Consider the following 21,012-nt stretch of genomic DNA (forward strand, 5'->3'; position numbering starts at 1 on the left):
TATCAAAATATACTATCATTGCAATCGTTTACCATTGTGTTGCTACCTTGTATGATGAGAAAAGCCTGTTACATACTCTTATTTCTAACCGCAGTATCTGCTTACGGGCAGTTAGGAGGGAGAGCAACATACCAGTTTCTCAATTTAATGTCATCACCTAGACAAGCAGCCCTGGGCGGAAAAATAATCACAAACTATGATTATGATCCAGACTCTGCACTTTACAACCCTGCAAATATTAATTACAGAATGGATAACCAGCTCTCTGTAAACTATGTAAACTACCTTGCAGATATAAACTATGGTACCGCCTCATATGCCTATTTATGGGACAGACGCACACAAGTACTTCACGCCGGCATAACGTATGTAAACTACGGGAGCTTTGACGGGCGAGACGAAAACGGAAATGCAACAGGAGAATTTGGTGGTAGTGAGGCAGCGCTCTCGCTAGGCTATGCGACTAATATTCCTTACACAGACTTTTATGTAGGAGCAAATGTAAAACTCATCACTTCCACACTGGCCGAGTATACCTCTGCCGGCGGAGCGATAGACCTAGGTCTAACTTATAATTACGAAGACTGGGATCTTAACGCAGCCGTAGTAGTGCGCAATATAGGCACGCAGTTTACACCCTATGTAGACACCATAGAGAAGTTGCCACTAGAGATAGATGCTGGTATCTCCCAGATAGTGCCTAATGTACCCATACGCTGGCACCTTACCCTTGAAAACTTACAACTCTGGAACATCGCTTTTGAGAATGAAGCCCGCGGCACCACAGATCTAGACGGAAACACTACTGCTGAGAAAATAGGTATTCTAGATAACGTTATACGCCACGCCATTGTGGGTGTAGAACTCTTTCCACGAGGAGGCTTTAACCTGCGACTAGGTTATAACTTTAGACGTAGTGAGGAGTTGCGTATTATTAACCAGCGCAGCTTTGCAGGGATAAGCGCCGGTTTTGGTATTAAGATTAATAAGATCCGATTTAACTATGCTTACGCACGTTACAATAGTGCTGCCGCTAGTAGCTTTTTTGGCATAGGTATAGATTTGCAGTAATTCTCTTTGTTGGAGCACACACTTATTTTTGAATCTTCACGGCAGTATCCCGCTTTACATTACAATTCCTCACGGCGCTCACGCTTGTTGCGGGATTTTCATTACAATCGGGGCTAGAGACTTGAGATAGTGCGTGTTTGTAATAGTCGTATTGTACGTATCTGTATACCTTTTAAAAGTACTTTTAGAGTTCCTTACATCTCATAATCATAATCCCTATTTTTGCTCAAAACACACCATACGTGAAAATAACCATCGCCATAGACGGATATTCCTCAACCGGAAAAAGTACCGTAGCAAAACAACTAGCAGACTGGCTAGAATACATATATGTAGACACCGGCGCGATGTATCGTGCAGTAACCCTTTATGCAATGCGTAAAGGTCTTATATCTGATGGTTTTTTTGATAAAGACTCACTTATCAATAAATTATCAGACATTAATATTTCATTTACCAGAGACACCACTTCTGGAAAGGCAGAAGTCTGTCTTAATGGAGAAAATGTAGAGCAATATATTAGAACGCTAGAGGTATCTTCTTTTGTAAGTCCTATAGCCACCGTATCAGAAGTGCGAGCAAAGCTTGTAGAGCAGCAGCAACGTATGGGTGAAGAAAAAGGTATTGTGATGGACGGTCGTGATATAGGTACTGTAGTATTTCCCAAGGCAGAGCTTAAGATATTTATGACAGCCAGTGCAGAAGAGCGTGCAAAAAGGCGTTACAATGAGCTTGTAGAGCGCGGTGATGATGTAAACTATGATGCCGTGCTATCTAACGTAGTAGAGCGTGATCACATAGATACCACTAGAGAAGACTCTCCACTAGTAAAAGCAACAGATGCTATTGAGATAGATAATACAGAAACTAATATAGAAGACCAGTTCCATACTATCTTACAACTCGCAAAAGATCGCATTGCACAACGTATATAATGTCAAAACTTCCTAAACAAGCCCACCTTATACTCTCAGCGAGCATAGTTATCGTGATGGCATTTGTTTATGGAGCAAACCCCAGTGTTATACTGTTTGATATTTTTGGATTTAAGGTCCAAGATCTTGAGCTCAAAAATATCTTTAGATCTATAATGGGTGTATACCTTACACTAGGAGTTTACTGGCTTTATGGTGTTATAAAGCCTACGCACTGGGAGCGCGCTACTTTATTTAATGTATTATTTATGGGAGGTCTTACTGCAGGCAGGCTTATAAGCACTTTGCTAGACGGCTGGTCTCCACAATATGGATTAGGTATGATAGGAGAAGCCTTACTCACCGTATGGGGTTTGTGGAACCTCAGTTATTATACACAAAAAAAACCTACGATTTAGATCGTAGGTTTTTTTATTAATAGCCTTTATAATTATTCTTTTACTTCACGAGCTCTAGAGCAGTGATAGAGAGCATATCATATTCCTCATCATCTTCATTAAGTTCTGTAGAACTTGTAAATGTAATTTTAAACTGCTGTCCTTTATAAATGTCTTGGGTAAGGTCAAATTCTTGAGCAGCTGTAGCACTTATTGACTCAAAAGCATAAGTTAAGTCGTCGCTATCTGTAAAGTAATACGTCTCGTCACTATAGCCAGTAAAGGTTGCGGTTACTGTTTCAGAAGTTGTGTTGTAAGCAATAGTAGCAAGTGTAAATAAGGCAATAAAAAGTGTTTTCATAATAGTGTAAATTAAAAGTGTTTGTTAATTCAAAAAGCCGCGTGTGCGACCACTATTGTTCAGATTTCCCAACCTAGGATTTTACCCTGCACCTTATACGTTATTAATATAGATAAGGTTACAATAACGCATAAAAAAAAGTGAATATAAGTTATAATTTCTCTGCGAGTGGTTGTTAAGCCCTTTAAATATTGGGTTTCTTACTGCTGGTAATGAGGAGGATTTTTGCCGCTTTCGCGAAAGCGTACTTATAAAAACTACCCTACAGGCTCGTAGCGCAAAAAATAATTACAAAATTATCGTTAAAGCGTAAATGTGGTTTTTAGTTAAATTATCGTAAAAAGAGTGGCTCCTATTTCTCAAAAAGTTAAAGAATGTTAATAGTGTAATGTTGCTAAGACCAAAGCTCAAATCCTTGCGTAACTATGCTAGAAATAACAAACAATTAAACTTTTTATTTATGAAATTAACTAGCAAATTAGGAATATTACTTATCGCATCTGCAGGATTTATAGCCTGTGAAACTGATGATAACGGATTATCAACAACAGATGATGATGGATCTGCAAACCTAGAATTAGATAACTCACTGTTTGCAACAAGTAACACAAGTGGTGACATTACAGTATATGATGTAGAAGATATAGCGAGTGTTACGGCATCTACTTTTGGGACAGCAGCTACAGATACAGAGGGTATCTATTATGATAGTAGTGATGATGAGGTGATACAGATCTCACGCTCTGAGTCACAGATACAAGCTTTTAGCGATCTCTCTCTTAATGTTGCAGGGATTACACTTAGTGCAACTGTAAGTAGTACAGCTTCTTTATCAAGCCCTCGTGATCTTGCCGTAAATGATAATATTTATGTTGTGGCAGATAATGCAGATGTAGATGGTGATGATAGTACAGATGATGGTCGTTTATTTATCTATACAAGAGGTGATGATGGATCTATCACATTAAGAAACACAGTGACAGTAAACTTTGCTGTCTGGGGAATCGAGTTTGATGGAGATACTCTAATCGCAGTTGTAGATAAAACGTCTGACGTAGCAATCTTCGAAAACTTTGCAGACTCAAACACAACAGATGCTACAGTAGAAGCTACAAAAAGAATAACTATAGAAGGTATTGTAAGAACTCACGGTCTTGCTGTAGATGGTGGTACACTTATCCTTACAGATGTAGGTAGCGCAATGGATGATGCAGATGGTGCTTTTCATATCATATCTGACTACGCTTCAAAATTTGCTGGTGTAGCAAACGGTGAGACACTTGCAGTAGTAGGTAACCAAGTACGTGTGGCGGGTGACGCAACATTTTTAGGAAACCCAGTTGCAGCCGAGTATGATGCAGAGTCTAACGTAGTATTTATTGCAGAGCGTGCAAACGGTGGCGGAAGAATTCTTGCTTTCTCAAACGCACAAGCTGGAGGTAACCTTACTCCATCTGTAAATAATGAACTAGAAGGAGCTTCTTCATTATACCTAAACGAGTAATCATTTACCCAATGATTATTTTATAATAAAAGCCTCTCAGTATTTCTGAGAGGCTTTTTATTGTGCCATTATGGGATCAAATAAAAAAGGCGCGTTAGATATCTAGCGCGCCTTTTACTTTATATTATCTGGTAGATTTATTCTTCTACCTCGTTTGCTTGCATTGTTGAGAACACATTCTGTACATCATCATCTTCTTCTAGCTTATCTATAAGCTTGTTTACATCTGCCTCTTGCTCTGGTGTAAGTGTTTTTGTTACTTGAGGTATGCGGTCAAAACCAGATTCTAATATCTCTATACCCTTTTCTTCTAGAGCGCTTTGTATTGCTCCAAAACTCTCAAAAGGAGCATAAATATGTATGCCATCTTCATCTTGAAAAACCTCCTCGGCACCAAAATCTATAAACTCAAGCTCTATCTCATCTACATCTTGTCCTTCTGCATTAACTCTAAAGGTACACGTGTGATCAAACATAAATACAACAGATCCAGAAGTACCTAGGTTACCATCACATTTATTAAACGCTGCACGCACATTTGCTACCGTACGGGTATTATTATCTGTAGCCGTTTCTACAAGTATTGCAATACCGTGCTGTGCGTAGCCTTCAAAGATTACCTCTTTATAATCACCTTGGCTCTTATCTGAGGCACGCTTTATTGCACGCTCTACATTATCCTTAGGCATATTTACGGCCTTAGCATTTTGTATCACGGCACGTAACCTTGAGTTTGAGTCTGGATCTGGTCCTCCTTCTTTTACCGCCATCACGATATCTTTACCTATACGTGTAAAGGCTTTAGACATTGCGCTCCAGCGCTTCATTTTACGTGCTTTTCTAAACTCAAATGCTCTTCCCATAAATAATAAGGATATAGTGATTATACCTGCAAAGGCAGATATCTCGTGTTAAATGTAATTGTATAAACTAAAAAAACGATCTGCACTTTTGCACAGATCGCTGTAAAAATATGAAATCGCTTGATTTCTTTAAAATTTATAGTTCCTTAAGCGCCCAAAATATCATCTATTGCCGCAGCAAGATCAAAATCTTTTTCTGTCACACCATTTGCATCGTGTGTATTTAGCGTTATTTCCAGCTCATTATACGTATTAGTCCAAGTAGGGTGGTGGTCCATTTTTTCACACTCAAAAGCAATACGTGTCATAGTGGCAAATACTTCTCTAAAGTTTTCAAACTCTATTGTGGTATGGATGGCGTTATCATCAAACTCCCAATCTGGAAAATCCTCTAATCTGTTTTTAATCTGATCGTCTGTAAGTTTCATAATATTAGTTTTACCGTTGTATATTAAAGATAAACAATTACGCTTTCGCGAAAATGCTATTACGATTAAAAATTTGTTAAGTATTACATTTATAGACTAAACTCAGTAGTAGCATCTCCCGTATCAAAAATATGTGGGTAATGTTCTTTAATATTATTCATCATAAACACTAGCGGTACATCGTCAAAAAAGCCATAGTCGTCTATATACTCCATAAAGCGATTGCCATCATCATTATATTGCTGTAAGAAAGAATTATTTTCACCATCAAATTCTAGCGGAGCAACATTCATCTTGTGACATAATGAGGCATTAAAGGCTGGTGACATTTTTAGCCATTTACCATTTATATAGGCATTTACCATACCGTGAGGAGTTAGCTCATTTGAGCCAAATTTTTCTACCAGACGCTCTACAGCAATGTGATTTTTCACCTTTCCTAAGTGTAGACGTGCAGGTATTCCTAAGCCACGTAAACAAGCAATGAGTAAGATGGATTTTGTAACACAATTACCTATTTCTTTTTGAGCAATTATACTAGCTCTATAATTATTCTGGTTGAGGCTTATAGCATATGCATTATACATATAGCCATCACGTATCTTTGTATAAATGCCCACTGCCTTCTCCTTTTTAGATAAAGTATCTATATCAAACTCTGCTATGAGTTGCTGTATAGGGCTACTGTTGTAATCAAAAAAATATGAAGGCTCTAGATATGTCATTGTGTAGGGAATTAGTCAGACTAAAATAGTAAAAAAGTAGATAAAGGTTTGTAATGTCTATTATAGACGCTGCTGTTTTCTCTTTTTCTTTTTTTGCCTTTTGAGATATTTATGGTGGGCCTTAATTGTTTGATTATTGAGTTTACCCGTGATCTCTATTTTATATCCTAAGTCTTTAAGTTTCTCTTGGTATTTCGTCAATTTTATTTTGGCTTGAGGAGCTTTTATAATGGCTTCTTTTGTCTTACTCTTTTCGGCGCGCATTGCAAGAGTGTCGCAGTTTATTTCTTTCCAAGTAAATTTTTTGTCATACTCAAAGCAGCGCTCATAGCATTTGCCAGATTGAGCATTTAGAGGGAAATCATAGTTCTGGGCGTTTAGATTTAGAGCACAAAAGAGCGTAAAGATTATGTATAAGGTACCTTTCATTTGATTTGATTGATTTTTTAAATATACAGGTATGTGTAAGTTTTACGCTTTCGCGAAAGCATAAAAAACACTAAATCTAACACGTAAATTCTTATAGCTGTAAAACTACATCGAGTACTCATCATATTTTATCTTGTAACCCCTTTGTAAATCAATATAAAGGGTGTATTTTTGCACACCTTTTTGACCACCGGTAGAAAGCTGTCACAGAGGATTTATAAAAAACAAAACAAACCCTTTTACGGTTTCTTGGTTTATCTAGCTTTCGGAGAAACGTAAAATACAAAACCCATCCCGCTTTAAGGCGCTAGTTTTAAGTGAGATGTAATTTTAGCACAAATGGCTGAAGAAACAAAAAATCCTGAAGTTCAGGAAGAAGCTGCAGTGGCAGCACCAACAGTTGAGCTATCTCCAGCTCAAGAAAACCCAGAGCAATTTCTTAAAGACTTTAACTGGGAGAAGTACGAAGAAGGAATCGATACAGTAGATGACAAGCAGCTTGAAGAGTTTGAAGCACTTGTAGAAAACAACTTTGTAGACACTCTTGATGACGACGTAGTAGAAGGAACAGTGATTACAATTACTGATCGTGATGCAATTATCGACATTAACGCAAAGTCTGAAGGTGTAATCTCTCTTAACGAGTTCCGTTACAATCCAGACCTTAAAGTAGGTGATAAAGTAGAAGTACTTATCGATGTACGTGAGGATGCAACTGGGCAATTGATATTATCACACCGTAAGGCACGTGTTATCAAGGCTTGGGATCGCGTTAACGCTGCACACGATGAGGGAACTATCGTAAACGGATTTGTAAAAGCACGTACTAAAGGAGGTATGATCGTAGATGTTTTCGGTATCGAAGCATTCTTACCAGGATCACAGATTGATGTGAAGCCTATACGTGATTACGATCAGTATGTAAATAAAACTATGGAATTCAAGGTTGTAAAAATCAACCACGAGTTTAAAAATGTTGTAGTATCTCACAAAGCGCTTATCGAAGCAGATATCGAAGAGCAGAAGAAGGAGATCATCGGGCAGCTTGAGAAAGGACAAGTACTTGAAGGTGTTGTTAAAAACATTACTTCTTACGGTGTATTTGTTGATCTTGGAGGTGTTGATGGACTGGTACACATTACAGACCTTTCTTGGTCACGTATCAACCACCCGAATGAAATCGTTGAGCTTGATCAGAAACTAAACGTAGTAATCCTTGACTTTGATGAGGATAAAACACGTATCCAGTTAGGTCTTAAGCAACTTTCTAAGCACCCTTGGGAAGCTTTAGGAGACGAGCTTAAAGTAGGAGATAACGTAAAAGGTAAGGTAGTTGTAATCGCAGATTACGGTGCATTTATCGAAGTAGAAGAAGGAGTAGAAGGTCTTATACACGTATCTGAAATGTCTTGGTCTACACACTTACGTAGCGCTCAAGACTTTGTAAAAGTAGGAGACGTAGTAGACGCACAAATTCTTACACTAGATCGTGAAGATCGTAAGATGAGCCTAGGTATCAAGCAACTTACGCAAGATCCTTGGACAGATATTACTTCTAAGTATCCAGTAGGTTCACGTCACGAGGGTATCGTACGTAACTTTACAAACTTTGGAGTGTTCTTAGAACTAGAAGAAGGAATTGATGGATTAATTTACATCTCAGACCTTTCTTGGACTAAGAAAGTGAAGCACCCATCAGAATTCTGTGAGGTAGGAGATAAGCTAGAAGTAGTGGTTCTTGAACTTGACGTAGATGGACGTAAACTTTCACTAGGACACAAACAGATCGAGGCAAACCCTTGGGATAAGTATGAAGATGAGTTTAAAGTAGGTACAACACACAAAGCGGCTATCACAGAGATAGTAGACAAAGGTGCTACAATAGACTTTAATGAAGATATTACTGCATTTGTTCCTACACGTCACCTTGAGAAAGAAGACGGTACAAAACTAGGAAAAGGAGAAGAGGCTGAATTCCAGATTATAGAATTCAACAAAGACTTCAAGCGTGTAGTAGCTTCACATATGGTAATCCATAAAGAAGAAGAAGCAAAAATCGTTAAACAAGCAGCTAAGAAAGCTAAAGCTCAAGCAGATGAGTCTAAGCCTACACTAGGTGATGCAAACGATGCTCTTGCAGCTCTTAAAAAGAAAATGGAAGGAGGAGAGTAATCTCAACCACACATTTTAATACAGAAAACCTCTCAAGTAATTGAGAGGTTTTTTTTGTTATAATAACTTAGAAACAGATGTGTTTGTGTTTATTACGCTTTCGCGAAAGCGTACTAAGACTTTCTATCAAACAGCTTATTAATCTTACGTCTTCGTAGCCAAGAAATTTTACGTTTTTCTGGCACACCGTGCTCAGAGATATGCTCCTTAATTGCAGCGACTACTCTTGCCGATGATTTTCCATCTGTATAAGGATGATATTGAGCTATAATACTGGCACGCTCTGAGGCAAAATTATCTTGAGTACGTATTTTTAAGATACTGGGAATTAAATCTTTTGGGTTTCTGATATTTTCCCACCGTATAGCATCCGAAATATTGTTGAGAGTGATAACCGGCTTGTCTAAAAGTAAAAATTCATATATCACAGAAGAGGTGTCACTTATTAAGAGATCTGCCAGGACAAGTTGTTTTACGATATCCTTTTCTTCTATAAAATAAATAGTATCATAACGAGCAGCTAGATCTTTGTAGTAAGAAATAAGCTCTGGATGCATTAAATCGTGAAATTTAATATGTATCACATATTCTTTATGCGATGCGAGCGTCTCAATTTCTTTCTTTAAAACGTGGGCAGAGGTGAGTGATGGAGAAAATGTAGGTGCGTAGAGAATGATGTTACTAGCATTATGGCGATCCAGTATTTCTAGTTTGGATGCAGAAGTATCATCTTTGATTTTCTGATAGCTATCTAGCTTGGGCCAGCCAGTTTCTATTACAGATATATTGTTGTGCTTTTTCTTGAGCTTATTAAAACCTTTTGTAAAATAAGGGCCTTGGGTAAGGTAAAGATCAAAGTAGTCACGTACTCTAAAATGCCCTTTTTTTTCTCCAGCAAGTCCGTGAAAGATTTGCACCTTAAGACCACGCAAGTAATAAGGTACTTCATTACCAGGACAAATTATAGCGTCACTGTTGAAGGCTACTAATTCCTGTATGCTCGTAGTTACAGCATCGTTATGAAAAGGAAATATATCAAGAAGTTTTGGCATTATAAACCATAGTACTTGGTCTCCACTTTGAGCGAGTTCTTCTCTTATGGTTTGCATAATCCCAAAGGCATATGCGTTTTGACAGAAGAGAATCACTTTCATTTATAAAAAACTATTTACGTGTTCTAGATCTTCTTTAAAATCTACCTCCATACAGTTAAATTTTGATATGTCTACCGCCTTTATTTTAGTTTGATGCTTGGCAATCATAACCTCTAGTCCTTTTTCAAAATAGTCTTGTGCTTCACAGGCTTCTAGTTCTTTTATAAAGAGCGGAACATCTTTTGCCGAGATGTAATTTATACCTACAGCTTCACCCAGTCCATTTATTACTTCTTTTGAAAGATTTTGTATATACCCATTTTCAAGAGTATACTTTACCTCCTCATCTGCTACAGAGCAGGTGTTTACCGCTACAAAACTTTGATCCTTTTCTATATATGGTACAAGCTCGTTAAGTAGTAATGGGTCAAAAACCACATCTCCATTTAACCATAATACAGATTCATCACGACATTTTTTAAGCGCGCATAAAAGACTCTTAGAGGTGTTTGTGGTGTCAAAATAGGGGTTATAGATATAAGTAATATCCGGAAAACGTTCCATAATACTATTCTTCTTAAAGCCTACTACGGTTAATAAGTCATTTATAGAAAAGTAAGATGATATGCTCTCTACCATCATTTCCATAATGCTTTTTCCATTCTTGAGAGGGGTAAGTGCTTTAGGGTAGGGATTGCCTAGGCGTGAGCCTATGCCAGCTGCGAGAATGATTGTTTTCACTAGTTGGGTGTTTTCTTTTGTAATCTAAGCCTGCGTAGCTTGCAGTACTTTAAGTAGGTTGTCTTTGCACTAAATGTACAAAGAATAAAACCATTACGCCCATCTAAGAATCCCATCCTTATAATGTATGATCGAATAAAAATCCACGAGGGTTTTATAATGAGGTCAAGTATATTGGCTTTACGCCCTCTTTTGTAATACTCTTTTGAAGCGATGGTGGAGAATTTTTCTGTCTTTTGTCTATGCTCCTCGTGAGTTGCGTGTACCCAGTGCAGTATCTCTCCCTTTAAAGAGCCTACTGTAGCCCCATCACTCATTTGTACTTTATCGTGCGGATTTACACCGCCCCATCGAGCCTTTGTTTTGTCAAAAACACGTAATTTTTTATCACGACTCCAGTCTGTATGGTTAATCCACTGGCCGCAGTAGTTGTTGTATCGTTTTACGATGTAGCCGTCCTTGTTAAAATCTCTTTTAACACGCTGTATAGCAGTTTGTAATTCTTTGCTCAAAGCCTCATCTGCATCTAGAGATACAATATGGTTATGGGTAGCAAGGTCAAGGGCTACGTTTTTTTGCTGTATGTGTCCCTCAAATGTATGCTGTATAAATCGCACAGGATATTGCTCGCAGATATATTGGGTCTTATCTGTACTGTATGAATCTACTATCACAACTTCGTCTACCACGGGTAGTAGCGACTCTATACACCTTGCAATGTTCCTTTCTTCATTATAGGTGATAATTGTAGCAGACATCTTTATACTACCATCGTTAACCACCGCGCTTTCTTTTAAAAAGGCACTGAGTTTTGGTACAATGAGCTCTGGTTTAAACTGCTGGTAGTTTGAAGCTACCTTTTGAGGTGCTCGCTCACGTTTATTAAATTTAGGATTATAATCTATGTAGTCATATAGATGTACAGAGACGTGTCTTTTATGATCGTCATACACACTCCATTCTTCTTTATTAATCCACGGGCAAAAGATGGCAAACGTAGGGATGTCTATAGCCTTTGCCATATTTATAGCTCCGCCCTCGTTACCTATAATAGCATCACAGTGACTTGTGATCGCTATAAACTCTCTAAGGCTTTTACCATAACAGTCTAAAAATATATGAGCTCTGGTCTTTACTGTACAGAGATTGTATAAGGTAGTTATTAAATCTACCTGTGAGGGTATGTAATTAAAGATGAGTTGTGCATCTGTGCTTTCTACAATATAATCTAGTAAGGTTGCTAGATAGGGTAGTGGATATGTTTTTGTAGATCCGCTGCCTAGGGCACTTATCTGGTACAACTTTTTTGAAAGGTCAATACCGCAAGATTCTATAATATGTTTTGCGTTTGCCTTTTCCTTTTCAGTGAGGTAAATTTTTGGTGCAATAGCATCAAATTGTTTACCTGTGATTTGCTCTAGTAAGAGCATTCTGTTCTCAATGGCGAGGCCAGCTAGGGTATAAGACTTCTTTCGGCGACGTAGGGTGTCTGTATAAAAAAGGTGGGTATACCATTTATGATAACCCACGCTGTTTTTTGCTCCAGTAGCTTTAGTTAAAAAAGCGCTACCTATTTTAGAGTACACATCTATAACGGTGTCATAGGCTTCTGTCTTGAGCTGTTTTTTAAATTGTGATTTTGCCTTTGCACTCTTTTCTATCTCTGGTGTATAGATAATGAGCTTGTCTATAAAAGGATTATTCTCAAGTACGGGTGTAGTGTGAGCGTTTATGAGGTAGTGTATCTCGCTTTCGCGAAAGCGTAATTTTATCGCTTCACATAAGATAGACGATGTCAAGACATCGCCTATCATTTTCTGTTGTATGATGAGAACTTTTTTCAATAGATCGTTTATACGGCTACATCATATTCTCTTAGTGCGTCATTAAGAGATGTTTTCTTATTTGTACTTTCTTTACGTTTACCTATAATAAGTGCACAAGGTACTTGGTACTCTCCGGCGGCAAACTTTTTTGTATAACTTCCTGGTATCACTACTGAGCGAGCTGGCACGCGGCCTTTCATCTCTACTGGCTCGTCACCAGTAACGTCTATAATTTTTGTACTCATAGTAAGTACTACGTTTGCCCCTAGTACGGCTTCTTTCTCTACGTGTACGCCTTCTACTACGATACATCTAGATCCTATAAAAGCACCATCTTCTATAATTACGGGAGAGGCTTGTAATGGCTCAAGGACACCACCTATACCTACACCACCACTAAGGTGAACATTTTTACCTATTTGAGCACAGCTACCTACTGTTGCCCAGGTGTCTACCATTGTACCCTCGTCTACATAGGCACCTATATTTACATAGCTAGGCATAAGGATTACTCCTTTTGATATGTATGCTCCGTGTCTTGCGACAGCGTTAGGTACTACACGTATACCACGGTTTTCGTAGTCTCTTTTGAGAGGAATTTTGTCGTGATATTCAAATATACCAGCTTCAAGAGTTTCCATTTTTTGGATAGGGAAATAAAGTACTACGGCTTTCTTTACCCACTCGTTTACTTGCCATCCATTTTCTGTAGGCTCTGCAACACGCAGGGTCCCGCGGTCTAGCATATCTACCACCTCACGTATGGCGTTTATAGTTACTGGGTTAGTAAGGTGCGTACGGTCGTCCCACGCTTCTTCAATAATATTCTGAAGTTGTGTCATTGTATATTCTTTTAAGTTTTACAAGTGAGTATAGTGGCTCACAGTGCTATAATCTTTGGCCCAAAGATAAAGTATCAATTGAGTTTATAAAGGTACTCTTTGTTGTAAAAGCTGCACAAGGAAGTGCTTTTTTGTTATATATGTTACAATAAGCAAAGCCTATAGTGAGTAATAGACTGTTGCTTATGGGTGTGGGTTTATGTATCGGTGTGCATATCGCTTATATTCTTGCTTGTTTTTACTTATTTTTGCACCAAATTTTACAGATGGCACGCATCATTGCAATAGATTATGGAACAAAGCGCACGGGAGTCGCGGTGACAGATGAGTTGCAACTTATTGCTTCTGGCTTAACCACGGTACCGACTAAAGATATTTTTAAATTTTTAGCCACCTACCTAGCCGAAGAAAAAGTAGAGGCAATGGTCATAGGAGAGCCTAAACGTATGAACAATGAGGCGAGTGATGTTGAGGAGCATATAGTACGCTTTCGCGAAAGCGTAGAAAAAAAACACCCCGAGCTTAAAATCATTAGGCAAGATGAGCGTTTTACCTCAAAGATGGCCTTCCAGACAATGATAGATAGCGGCATTGGTAAAAAGAAAAGACAAAATAAAGCACTTGTAGATCAAATAAGTGCCACCATTATACTGCAGGATTACCTGTATAATAAATAGATATGATATTACCTATAGTAGCATACGGGAGTCCCGTGCTTAAGAAAAAAGCAAAAGATATTACTCCAGAGTACCCTAACCTGAGTGAGCTCCTAGAGAATATGTATGAGACAATGTATGGAGCACACGGCGTAGGCCTTGCTGCACCACAAGTGGGATTACCTATACGCATCTTTCTTGTAGATACAACACCATTTGCAGATGATGAGAGCTTCACACCAGAGGAGCAAAAGCAACTATCTAGCTTTAAGAAAACCTTCATAAATGCAGAGATTCTAGAAGAAGAAGGCGAGGAGTGGGCTTTTTCTGAAGGATGCTTGAGTATACCTGGTATAAACGAAGATGTTTTTAGAAAACCTACGGTAACCATCAAGTATCAAGACGAAAACTTTAAGGAGCATACAGAGACCTATGAGGGGCTTATAGCACGTGTGATACAGCACGAGTATGATCACATAGACGGTATACTTTTTACAGATAAACTATCGAGTCTTAAAAAACGTTTAATAAAAGGAAAGCTAGCAAATATCTCAAAAGGGAAGTGCAGTGCAGACTACCGTATGCGTTTTCCGGCGGCGTCAAAAAAACGCTAAAACGTTAAACCCAAAAAACTAATTTGTAAATATGTGGTGCAAAGTGCATCTTTGCCACCCAATAAAATAATATATGAGTTTAGATAAAGTAATCGCAATCGCAGGAAAGCCTGGTATATATGAGTTAAAGCAACAAACACGTAGTGGTTTTGTAGCAGAGTCACTCGTGGATGGTAAGAGAATTACCGTAGGGATTCGTCACAATGTGAGTGTTCTGTCTGAGATAGCCATCTATACACTAAGTGCAGAAAAGCCGTTAAGAGAGGTTTTTCAAGCTATAAAGGAAAAAGAAAACGGTGGTCCTACCATACACCACAAGGTGTCAAAAGATGAGCTCGAAGAGTTTTTCTTTAACGTAGTGCCAGATTATGATGAAGACCGCGTGTATGCCAGCGATATAAAGAAGGTAGTGCAGTGGTACAACATCTTACAACAAAAGGAAATGCTCAACTTTGAAGCTCCTGTAGCTTCAGACGAAGAAGAATAGTGCATAACTTTTTATAATATTAAAGAGCCTTTACAATCTATATGTGAAGGCTTTTTTAGTTTTAAACTTTAGTACGCTTTCGCGAAAGCGTAACATAAACCCTCATTATATCTACTATAAAAAGAACCATTATGAAGTACTCAAGAGAAGCACAGCTCAAAGCCATAGATAGATTACTCACCATTATGGATGAGCTTAGAGTAGGATGTCCTTGGGATAAAAATCAAACGATGGAGAGCCTGCGCCACCTCACCATAGAGGAGACTTATGAGCTAGGCGATGCCATACTAGATAATGACCTAGAAGAAGTAAAAAAGGAACTGGGAGACCTCTTATTACACATTGTATTTTATGCAAAAATAGGAAGCGAGACCCAAGACTTTGATATAGCAGATGTGGCAAACAGTATCTCAGAAAAGCTTATCTCTCGTCACCCACATATATATGGTGATATAGATGTAGCAAATGCTGATGAAGTAGCTACTAACTGGGAGAAACTCAAACTCAAAGAAGGTAAAAAATCTGTGCTAGAAGGTGTGCCTAGAAGCCTACCGGCACTTGTAAAAGCAAGCCGCATACAAGATAAAGTAGCAGGTGTAGGTTTTGACTGGGAAGAGCCACAGCAGGTTTTTGAAAAAGTACAAGAAGAGCTAGATGAACTACAACACGAAGTAAACGAAAATAATCAAGAGAAGATAGAAGCCGAATTTGGCGATGTGTTGTTCTCTATGATAAACTATGCTCGTTTCTTAAAAGTAGACCCAGAAAGCGCTCTTGAGCGCACTAATAAGAAGTTTATAAAACGCTTTCAGTATCTAGAAGGTAAAGCCAAAGAACTTAATAAAGACCTTTCAGATATGACGCTTAAAGAGATGGATATCTTCTGGGAAGAGGCAAAGCAATTGTAAAGGCGATATAATCTTGATGATTATGATGAGCCTTAGGGCACTTGCCTAGCTCAAAAGATGCATTCACTCATTATAGGTTTAGTTTAGAGTATAGCTAAGGTAGTTTTACCTCATACTTAAAAACCAAACATTATGAGAGCCATCATCACATCTATCTTAGTATTTCTTAGTCTTGTTACTTATGCTCAAGAAGTAAACATCACAGGAACAATCACTGCAGAGGGTAACCCTCTTCCGGGTGTAAATATCTTAGTAAAGGGGAAGGATCGTAAATCAGTCTCAGATTTTGAGGGTAATTATGAGATTAAGGTGGCAAAGCTGGATACGCTCGTATTTTCATTTGTAGGTTTTGATACTCAAGAAATTATTGTAGGAGATGCTGCCGTAATCAATGTCGCGATGCTAGGCAGTCCTGAGCTAGAAGAAGTAATTGTTACAGCTTCTGGAGTAAAGAGAGAGAAACGTGCTGTAGGGTATGCCACCTCAGATGCTAGTATCGTTATAAGAGGTAAAGTTTCTGGCGTTGCAGTAACAGAAGGTTCTAGTCATCCTTCTAGATATAATGACCCTGCTTATGGACAGCTTACGGCAGGTGAGATTAATGACTTAGAAAAGTGGTCTGAGTATTATGAGATTTTCTCAAGTGGGGAGGCACAAAAAGTTGCCGGCCGCTGGGGATTTTTCCATAAAAATAAAATAGACATTTCCCTCAAGAATAAAGATCACACTCCGGTAGCAAATACAATGGTTGCTCTCTATAAAAATAAAAAGCAGCTTATGAAAGGGCGTACAGATGTTAATGGGTCACTAGTACTTTATAAAGGAGTACACAACCTGAGTGATCGCTTCTTATTACAGGTGTACAGTGAAGGCACTGTAGTAGGAAAATCTATAACTGGAGGACAACAGGCGGTAGACATTACCATAGCGTCAAGTGTTGCTGCGACTAATACAGTAGACGTTCTATTTGCTGTAGATGCTACAGGCTCTATGGGTGATGAGATTACTTATCTCAAATCTGAGCTTAAAAATATTATGAATAGAATAGATGCACAAATCGCACAAAAACGAGTAGCGCTCACAGTGTATAGAGATCACGGTGATAGCTATGTAACTAGATCGATAGATTTTAAAGAAAATATAAATGAGGTAAAAGACTTTTTATCACAGCAAGATGCAAATGGAGGTGGAGATTATGAAGAGGCAGTAGAGGAAGCTTTAAAAGTATCCCTCTCTCAATCTTGGAATGTGGATGCGAAGGCAAAGCTACTATTTTTGATGCTAGACGCACCTCCACACTACACGAAGCAAAATGTGGAGCTCATAAAATTACAGATTAAAAAAGCTCAAGAGATGGGCATAAAAATAATACCTGTCGTTGCTAGTGGAGCAAATAAAGAAGTAGAATTCTTGATGCGATCATTTAGCGTTGCTACAAATGGAACTTATGTTTTCCTTACAGATGATAGCGGTATAGGTAATGACCATATGGATCCTACCACAGAAGATGTAAAAGTAGAAAAGCTTAACGACCTCATAGTACGTCTCATTGAGAACTATGCGGGTGTAGAGAGCGTCTTATAAAAGGACTGTTTTTTAGTTTGTTTGTAAACGCGTTATTCACTTATTGATAACGCGTTTTTTTTATATAGACTGCAGGTATAATTGCGCTACTTTTTCTCTAGCCCAAGGAGTACGTCTCAAAAATTTGAGACTAGACTCTATAGAAGGATCTTTTTTGAAACAATTTATATCTACCTGTAGACTCATTTCCTTCCAGCCATAGTTAGTTACTAGAAACTCTAAGATGTCTACAAATTTTACCCCGTGTAACGGGTTATTAGGTTGTTGCTGCTTCTCTTCCATAATAGCAAAGATAACGCAATCTAGTGTCTAAATAGATTTACGGTTACCGTTGCAGCATCATTATTTGGAAATTTTTTACTTAGTTTTTCATCTCTCTTCATACCTATACTATCTAACACTTTATGGAAAACAGGTACTTCTACTATAAATTGGTCTGAGTAGCCGTGCGTAGCATCATAGGCAGTTACGGCTGTTTTTCCTATATAATCTGCTGCGATTGCTGGAGGTACACTATGTAACTCTATGAGTAATAAACCGTGTTTTCCAGTATATGGAGACCATTTTCCAAAATGTTCTGCAAGTGAGGCTTCAGCATCGTTATTTGAAATGCGAGCGCCCTCATATGCAAAGGCTCCAGTAGATGTGCTTGGACTCTTTGTAGATTGCGCGGGGGCTTTCCATACACGATTATGATCTAAGAAAGAACGCACATTAAGAAGATCTCCTAGCGTGATGTCATACTCCTCCTGTAAGTCGGCAGCGAGTCTGTCTGGGTCACCTATATCTCCCCACATCACTTTTGCCCATATTTCGGCTTGGATCAGATTTTGCTTCGTAATATCTATCGCTGTTTGGTTATAATCTGCTCCTACTAGTATAAGTGGATGTTCATCTAGATGCTTGCCACGTAGTGTGTGACGCTCTATAAGATTATAAAGATGTATTAAAAAAGCACCGTTACCGCAGCCCATATCTAATATTCCTTTAGGTTGCTCGTCTAGAGGTTTGTTAAATATATCTAGTATGATAGTATCTACCACTTTAAAGTAGGTAGCGTGCGCACCACCGCTTCCCCATACATTCATAGCTCTGTCTACGTGCCCTTCTTGGCTACCGTCACCTTGTGATTTTGCTGCCAGCGCATTACCAAAAAGCAGGTCGTCAAGCTTACGTAAGGTAGGTATGTAAGAAACAGTCACGCCGTATGCACTGGCTCTCTTTGCAAAAAACAGTCCTTTGTCTGTAAATTGATACGTGTGTTCTTTGCGAGTAAACAGTTTAAAATAAGTGAGTATGTCTAATAGTTTTTTAAAGTTCTCTCCATCTGCGTGAAACTCTTCTGGCCTAAAGCTTGCCTGCATAAAGTATTTATGAAAAGCCCCATTCATAGACAGGTGTACAAGAGTAGGACCTAGTATACTTCCTTCTATATGAGCAAGTACTTGTTCTTGTATTGCTCTTTCTGCTGGATCTTGTGATAGCGTGATACCATAATGATTGCAGTATTTTGAAAAAATATCTTGTAACATTTTAAAAGGAGCAACCTCAAATTTTCTAAAATGGTAATTTTCAGAAAGCTTTTGTAATGCTGTTACCTCTTCATAAATCGGGAATAGTGCAAAAGCAATTGCTGTATGCTCATTTATACTATAGGTAACCGTATTTGTGCTGTTATCTATGTGCTGTACGAGCCATCCTTGTGAGGCTAGTAGTCGCAATGCCACGTTGAGGTATCCCTCATTTGCATCAAAGGTTGATGTCAAATCACCAATTGTGACCTCTTTTTTGTCTAATATATATGTGGTCACGCCCTTTTTGTGAAGCGAAAACGCAGATGGGGCGGTAACGATACCGTCTAAGTGTCTAAAAAGTCGCTCTCTATAGGTGGCTTGCAATGCTTTGGATACCATAGTATCAGTGTGTTATGTGTTTGAATATTTATTAGTCTACCAAACCACTAGGTTAATAACTTTTTTTCAAATAAAAATGTTTTTAACATCAATTTATATCCGTCTCATTCTTGTGTATTTTTACCGCTGTGAATCGTACTACCAAAACCATAACTATAATAGACCTCAATGCCTTTAAGAAACTACTACTTTCTTGGGCACAGCAGTATGAGGACATTGTGTGGCTTGATAGTAACAGTTACGAGCGACAAAATTATCCTGAGTACGAGGCCATACTAGCAGTAGATGCTTTTACAAGTTTAAAGACTGACTATCAAGGAGCTTTTGATCAACTGGAGGAGTATCAAAGTACAACAAAAGATTGGATTTTTGGATACCTTAGTTATGATCTTAAGAATGATAATGAGCGACTTACGTCAAAAAATGATGACCGTCTCGACTTTGCAGACTTATATTTCTTTCAGCCCAAAAAGGTTTTTTTACTCAAAGGTGGCGCCCTCGAGATGCACTACCTAGGTATGGTAGATGATGAGATAGAAGAGGACTTTAAGGAGATAATAAATGGTGTAAACTATCAACCATATATCCCTGCAGACCCATTATCTATTAAACTCAAGATTCATAAAGAAGCTTATAAAGAAAAGGTACGTGAGATGCTTGCCCACATACACAGAGGTGATATTTATGAGGCAAATATGTGTCAAGAGTTTTACGCAACAGGCACCATCGATCCTCTAGAAACCTATGAGCGACTCAATGCGATAAGCACTCCACCGTTTGCCACCTATTTAAGGATTGAAGATCAGTACTTACTTTCGGCAACACCAGAGCGGTATATTAAAAAAATAGGAGAGAAGATTGTTACCCAGCCCATAAAGGGAACGGCTAGACGTAGTGATAATGAGGAGGAGGACTACGCTTTCGCGAAAGCGTTACAACAAAACCCAAAAGAGCGCTCAGAAAACATAATGATTGTAGATCTCGTGCGCAACGACCTGTCTCGCACAGCTCGCAGAGGATCTGTTGTAGTAGAGGAGTTATGCGAGGTATACCCCTTTAAGCAAGTTCACCAAATGATCTCTACCGTTACCTCACAACTAGCCGTAGGTATCTCACCGGTAGATGTGATACGTAGTACCTTCCCAATGGGAAGTATGACCGGTGCGCCAAAATTGCGAGCAATGCAAATCATCGAGTCACTAGAAGAGTCAAAGCGGGGTTTATACAGCGGCTCAGTGGGCTATTTTACCCCGGCAGGCGATTTTGATTTTAATGTAATCATACGCAGTATACTCTACAATGCAGTGAATCAATACATCTCATACTCAGTAGGCGGGGCCATCACTGCTGGTTCTGACCCAGATAGTGAGTATGAAGAGTGCTTACTCAAGGCTAAGGCGATGAGAGCCGTTTTAGAGGGAGAATAGTAACGATATTTTGTATTTTTGCCTTCCGCTTTCGCGAAAGCGTACTAACAATAAA

22 protein-coding genes are annotated in these 21,012 nt (G+C 38.6%); 11 read left to right on the forward strand and 11 right to left on the reverse strand.

What is annotated here, in order from left to right; translation table 11 throughout:
- Positions 1-51 precede the first annotated feature (51 nt).
- From porQ to ABVM49_RS09350, 3 genes are all read left to right on the forward strand, one after another.
- Positions 52-1,071, forward strand: a complete 1,020-nt coding sequence (porQ, locus tag ABVM49_RS09340; RefSeq protein ID WP_405201625.1) for a type IX secretion system protein PorQ — start codon at positions 52-54, stop codon at positions 1,069-1,071.
- Between the two features lie 242 nt (positions 1,072-1,313).
- Complete coding sequence (cmk, locus tag ABVM49_RS09345; RefSeq protein ID WP_405201626.1) at positions 1,314-2,006, forward strand: (d)CMP kinase; 693 nt, start codon at positions 1,314-1,316, stop codon at positions 2,004-2,006.
- The gene (locus ABVM49_RS09350) at positions 2,006-2,404 is read left to right on the forward strand and encodes a DUF4345 domain-containing protein (protein ID WP_405201627.1); all 399 of its coding nucleotides are present in this window, start codon (positions 2,006-2,008) and stop codon (positions 2,402-2,404) included. The genes cmk and ABVM49_RS09350 overlap by 1 nt, the downstream gene beginning before the upstream one ends.
- A 40-nt stretch (positions 2,405-2,444) precedes the next feature.
- Here the strand turns inward: ABVM49_RS09350 and ABVM49_RS09355 are convergent, their stop codons facing one another.
- Positions 2,445-2,744 carry a hypothetical protein gene (locus tag ABVM49_RS09355; protein ID WP_021778573.1) on the reverse strand — a complete coding sequence of 100 codons (300 nt, stop codon included), beginning with the start codon at positions 2,742-2,744 and terminating at the stop codon, positions 2,445-2,447.
- Positions 2,745-3,204: 460 nt separating this feature from the next.
- On the opposite strand from ABVM49_RS09355, the gene ABVM49_RS09360 reads away from it, so the two are divergent.
- The gene (locus ABVM49_RS09360; protein ID WP_405201628.1) at positions 3,205-4,248 is read left to right on the forward strand and encodes a hypothetical protein; all 1,044 of its coding nucleotides are present in this window, start codon (positions 3,205-3,207) and stop codon (positions 4,246-4,248) included.
- A 137-nt stretch (positions 4,249-4,385) separates the two neighbouring features.
- Here the strand turns inward: ABVM49_RS09360 and ABVM49_RS09365 are convergent, their stop codons facing one another.
- The 4 genes from ABVM49_RS09365 to ABVM49_RS09380 form a co-directional block, all read right to left on the reverse strand.
- Positions 4,386-5,111 (reverse strand): YebC/PmpR family DNA-binding transcriptional regulator, encoded by a 726-nt coding sequence (locus ABVM49_RS09365; RefSeq protein ID WP_021778575.1) that lies wholly within the window; start codon positions 5,109-5,111, stop codon positions 4,386-4,388.
- A 146-nt stretch (positions 5,112-5,257) separates the two neighbouring features.
- The gene (locus ABVM49_RS09370) at positions 5,258-5,539 is read right to left on the reverse strand and encodes a 4a-hydroxytetrahydrobiopterin dehydratase (RefSeq protein WP_375253157.1); all 282 of its coding nucleotides are present in this window, start codon (positions 5,537-5,539) and stop codon (positions 5,258-5,260) included.
- Positions 5,540-5,628: 89 nt separating this feature from the next.
- Positions 5,629-6,264, reverse strand: a complete 636-nt coding sequence (locus ABVM49_RS09375; RefSeq protein ID WP_405201629.1) for a transglutaminase family protein — start codon at positions 6,262-6,264, stop codon at positions 5,629-5,631.
- A 60-nt stretch (positions 6,265-6,324) separates the two neighbouring features.
- A complete protein-coding gene (locus tag ABVM49_RS09380; RefSeq protein ID WP_405201630.1) occupies positions 6,325-6,693 on the reverse strand; it encodes a hypothetical protein in 369 nt (122 codons plus the stop codon).
- A gap of 339 nt (positions 6,694-7,032) precedes the next feature.
- On the opposite strand from ABVM49_RS09380, the gene rpsA reads away from it, so the two are divergent.
- The gene (gene rpsA, locus ABVM49_RS09385) at positions 7,033-8,865 is read left to right on the forward strand and encodes a 30S ribosomal protein S1 (RefSeq protein ID WP_405201631.1); all 1,833 of its coding nucleotides are present in this window, start codon (positions 7,033-7,035) and stop codon (positions 8,863-8,865) included.
- A 113-nt stretch (positions 8,866-8,978) separates the two neighbouring features.
- On the opposite strand, the gene ABVM49_RS09390 is transcribed toward rpsA, so the two are convergent.
- The 4 genes from ABVM49_RS09390 to ABVM49_RS09405 are packed head-to-tail and all read right to left on the reverse strand — an operon-like array spanning position 8,979 to position 13,368.
- Positions 8,979-10,019, reverse strand: coding sequence for a CDP-glycerol glycerophosphotransferase family protein (locus ABVM49_RS09390; RefSeq protein WP_405201632.1), 1,041 nt, complete (start codon positions 10,017-10,019; stop codon positions 8,979-8,981).
- Positions 10,020-10,700 (reverse strand): NTP transferase domain-containing protein, encoded by a 681-nt coding sequence (locus ABVM49_RS09395; protein ID WP_405201633.1) that lies wholly within the window; start codon positions 10,698-10,700, stop codon positions 10,020-10,022.
- Positions 10,700-12,544, reverse strand: a complete 1,845-nt coding sequence (locus ABVM49_RS09400) for a glycosyltransferase (protein WP_405201634.1) — start codon at positions 12,542-12,544, stop codon at positions 10,700-10,702. Before ABVM49_RS09400 ends, ABVM49_RS09395 begins: the two co-directional genes overlap by 1 nt.
- A gap of 8 nt (positions 12,545-12,552) precedes the next feature.
- A complete protein-coding gene (locus tag ABVM49_RS09405) occupies positions 12,553-13,368 on the reverse strand; it encodes a 2,3,4,5-tetrahydropyridine-2,6-dicarboxylate N-succinyltransferase (RefSeq protein ID WP_035325115.1) in 816 nt (271 codons plus the stop codon).
- A gap of 266 nt (positions 13,369-13,634) precedes the next feature.
- On the opposite strand from ABVM49_RS09405, the gene ruvX reads away from it, so the two are divergent.
- From ruvX to ABVM49_RS09430, 5 genes are all read left to right on the forward strand, one after another.
- Positions 13,635-14,045, forward strand: a complete 411-nt coding sequence (gene ruvX / locus ABVM49_RS09410) for a Holliday junction resolvase RuvX (protein WP_038600903.1) — start codon at positions 13,635-13,637, stop codon at positions 14,043-14,045.
- A 2-nt stretch (positions 14,046-14,047) separates the two neighbouring features.
- The gene (gene def, locus ABVM49_RS09415; protein WP_021778586.1) at positions 14,048-14,638 is read left to right on the forward strand and encodes a peptide deformylase; all 591 of its coding nucleotides are present in this window, start codon (positions 14,048-14,050) and stop codon (positions 14,636-14,638) included.
- A gap of 73 nt (positions 14,639-14,711) precedes the next feature.
- Positions 14,712-15,125 (forward strand): DUF5606 domain-containing protein, encoded by a 414-nt coding sequence (locus tag ABVM49_RS09420; RefSeq protein ID WP_021778587.1) that lies wholly within the window; start codon positions 14,712-14,714, stop codon positions 15,123-15,125.
- Between the two features lie 131 nt (positions 15,126-15,256).
- Entirely contained in the window at positions 15,257-16,033 is a 777-nt protein-coding gene (mazG, locus tag ABVM49_RS09425; RefSeq protein ID WP_405201635.1) for a nucleoside triphosphate pyrophosphohydrolase, read from the forward strand.
- Between the two features lie 132 nt (positions 16,034-16,165).
- Positions 16,166-17,617, forward strand: coding sequence for a carboxypeptidase-like regulatory domain-containing protein (locus ABVM49_RS09430; RefSeq protein WP_405201636.1), 1,452 nt, complete (start codon positions 16,166-16,168; stop codon positions 17,615-17,617).
- 60 nt (positions 17,618-17,677) lie between these two features.
- Here ABVM49_RS09430 and ABVM49_RS09435 read toward each other — a convergent pair whose 3' ends face one another.
- Positions 17,678-17,899: a VF530 family DNA-binding protein gene (locus tag ABVM49_RS09435; RefSeq protein ID WP_405201637.1), complete on the reverse strand. Its 222-nt coding sequence runs from the start codon at positions 17,897-17,899 to the stop codon at positions 17,678-17,680.
- 20 nt (positions 17,900-17,919) lie between these two features.
- Positions 17,920-19,530: a class I SAM-dependent methyltransferase gene (locus ABVM49_RS09440; RefSeq protein WP_405201638.1), complete on the reverse strand. Its 1,611-nt coding sequence runs from the start codon at positions 19,528-19,530 to the stop codon at positions 17,920-17,922.
- Between the two features lie 128 nt (positions 19,531-19,658).
- Here ABVM49_RS09440 and ABVM49_RS09445 point away from each other — a divergent pair, with 128 nt between their 5' ends.
- On the forward strand, positions 19,659-20,957 hold the full coding sequence (locus ABVM49_RS09445) for an anthranilate synthase component I family protein (RefSeq protein ID WP_405201639.1): 1,299 nt from the start codon (positions 19,659-19,661) through the stop codon (positions 20,955-20,957).
- Positions 20,958-21,012: the final 55 nt, after the last annotated feature.

This window comes from Dokdonia sp. LLG6352-1 (assembly GCF_045055815.1).
Lineage (GTDB): Bacteria > Bacteroidota > Bacteroidia > Flavobacteriales > Flavobacteriaceae > Dokdonia > Dokdonia donghaensis.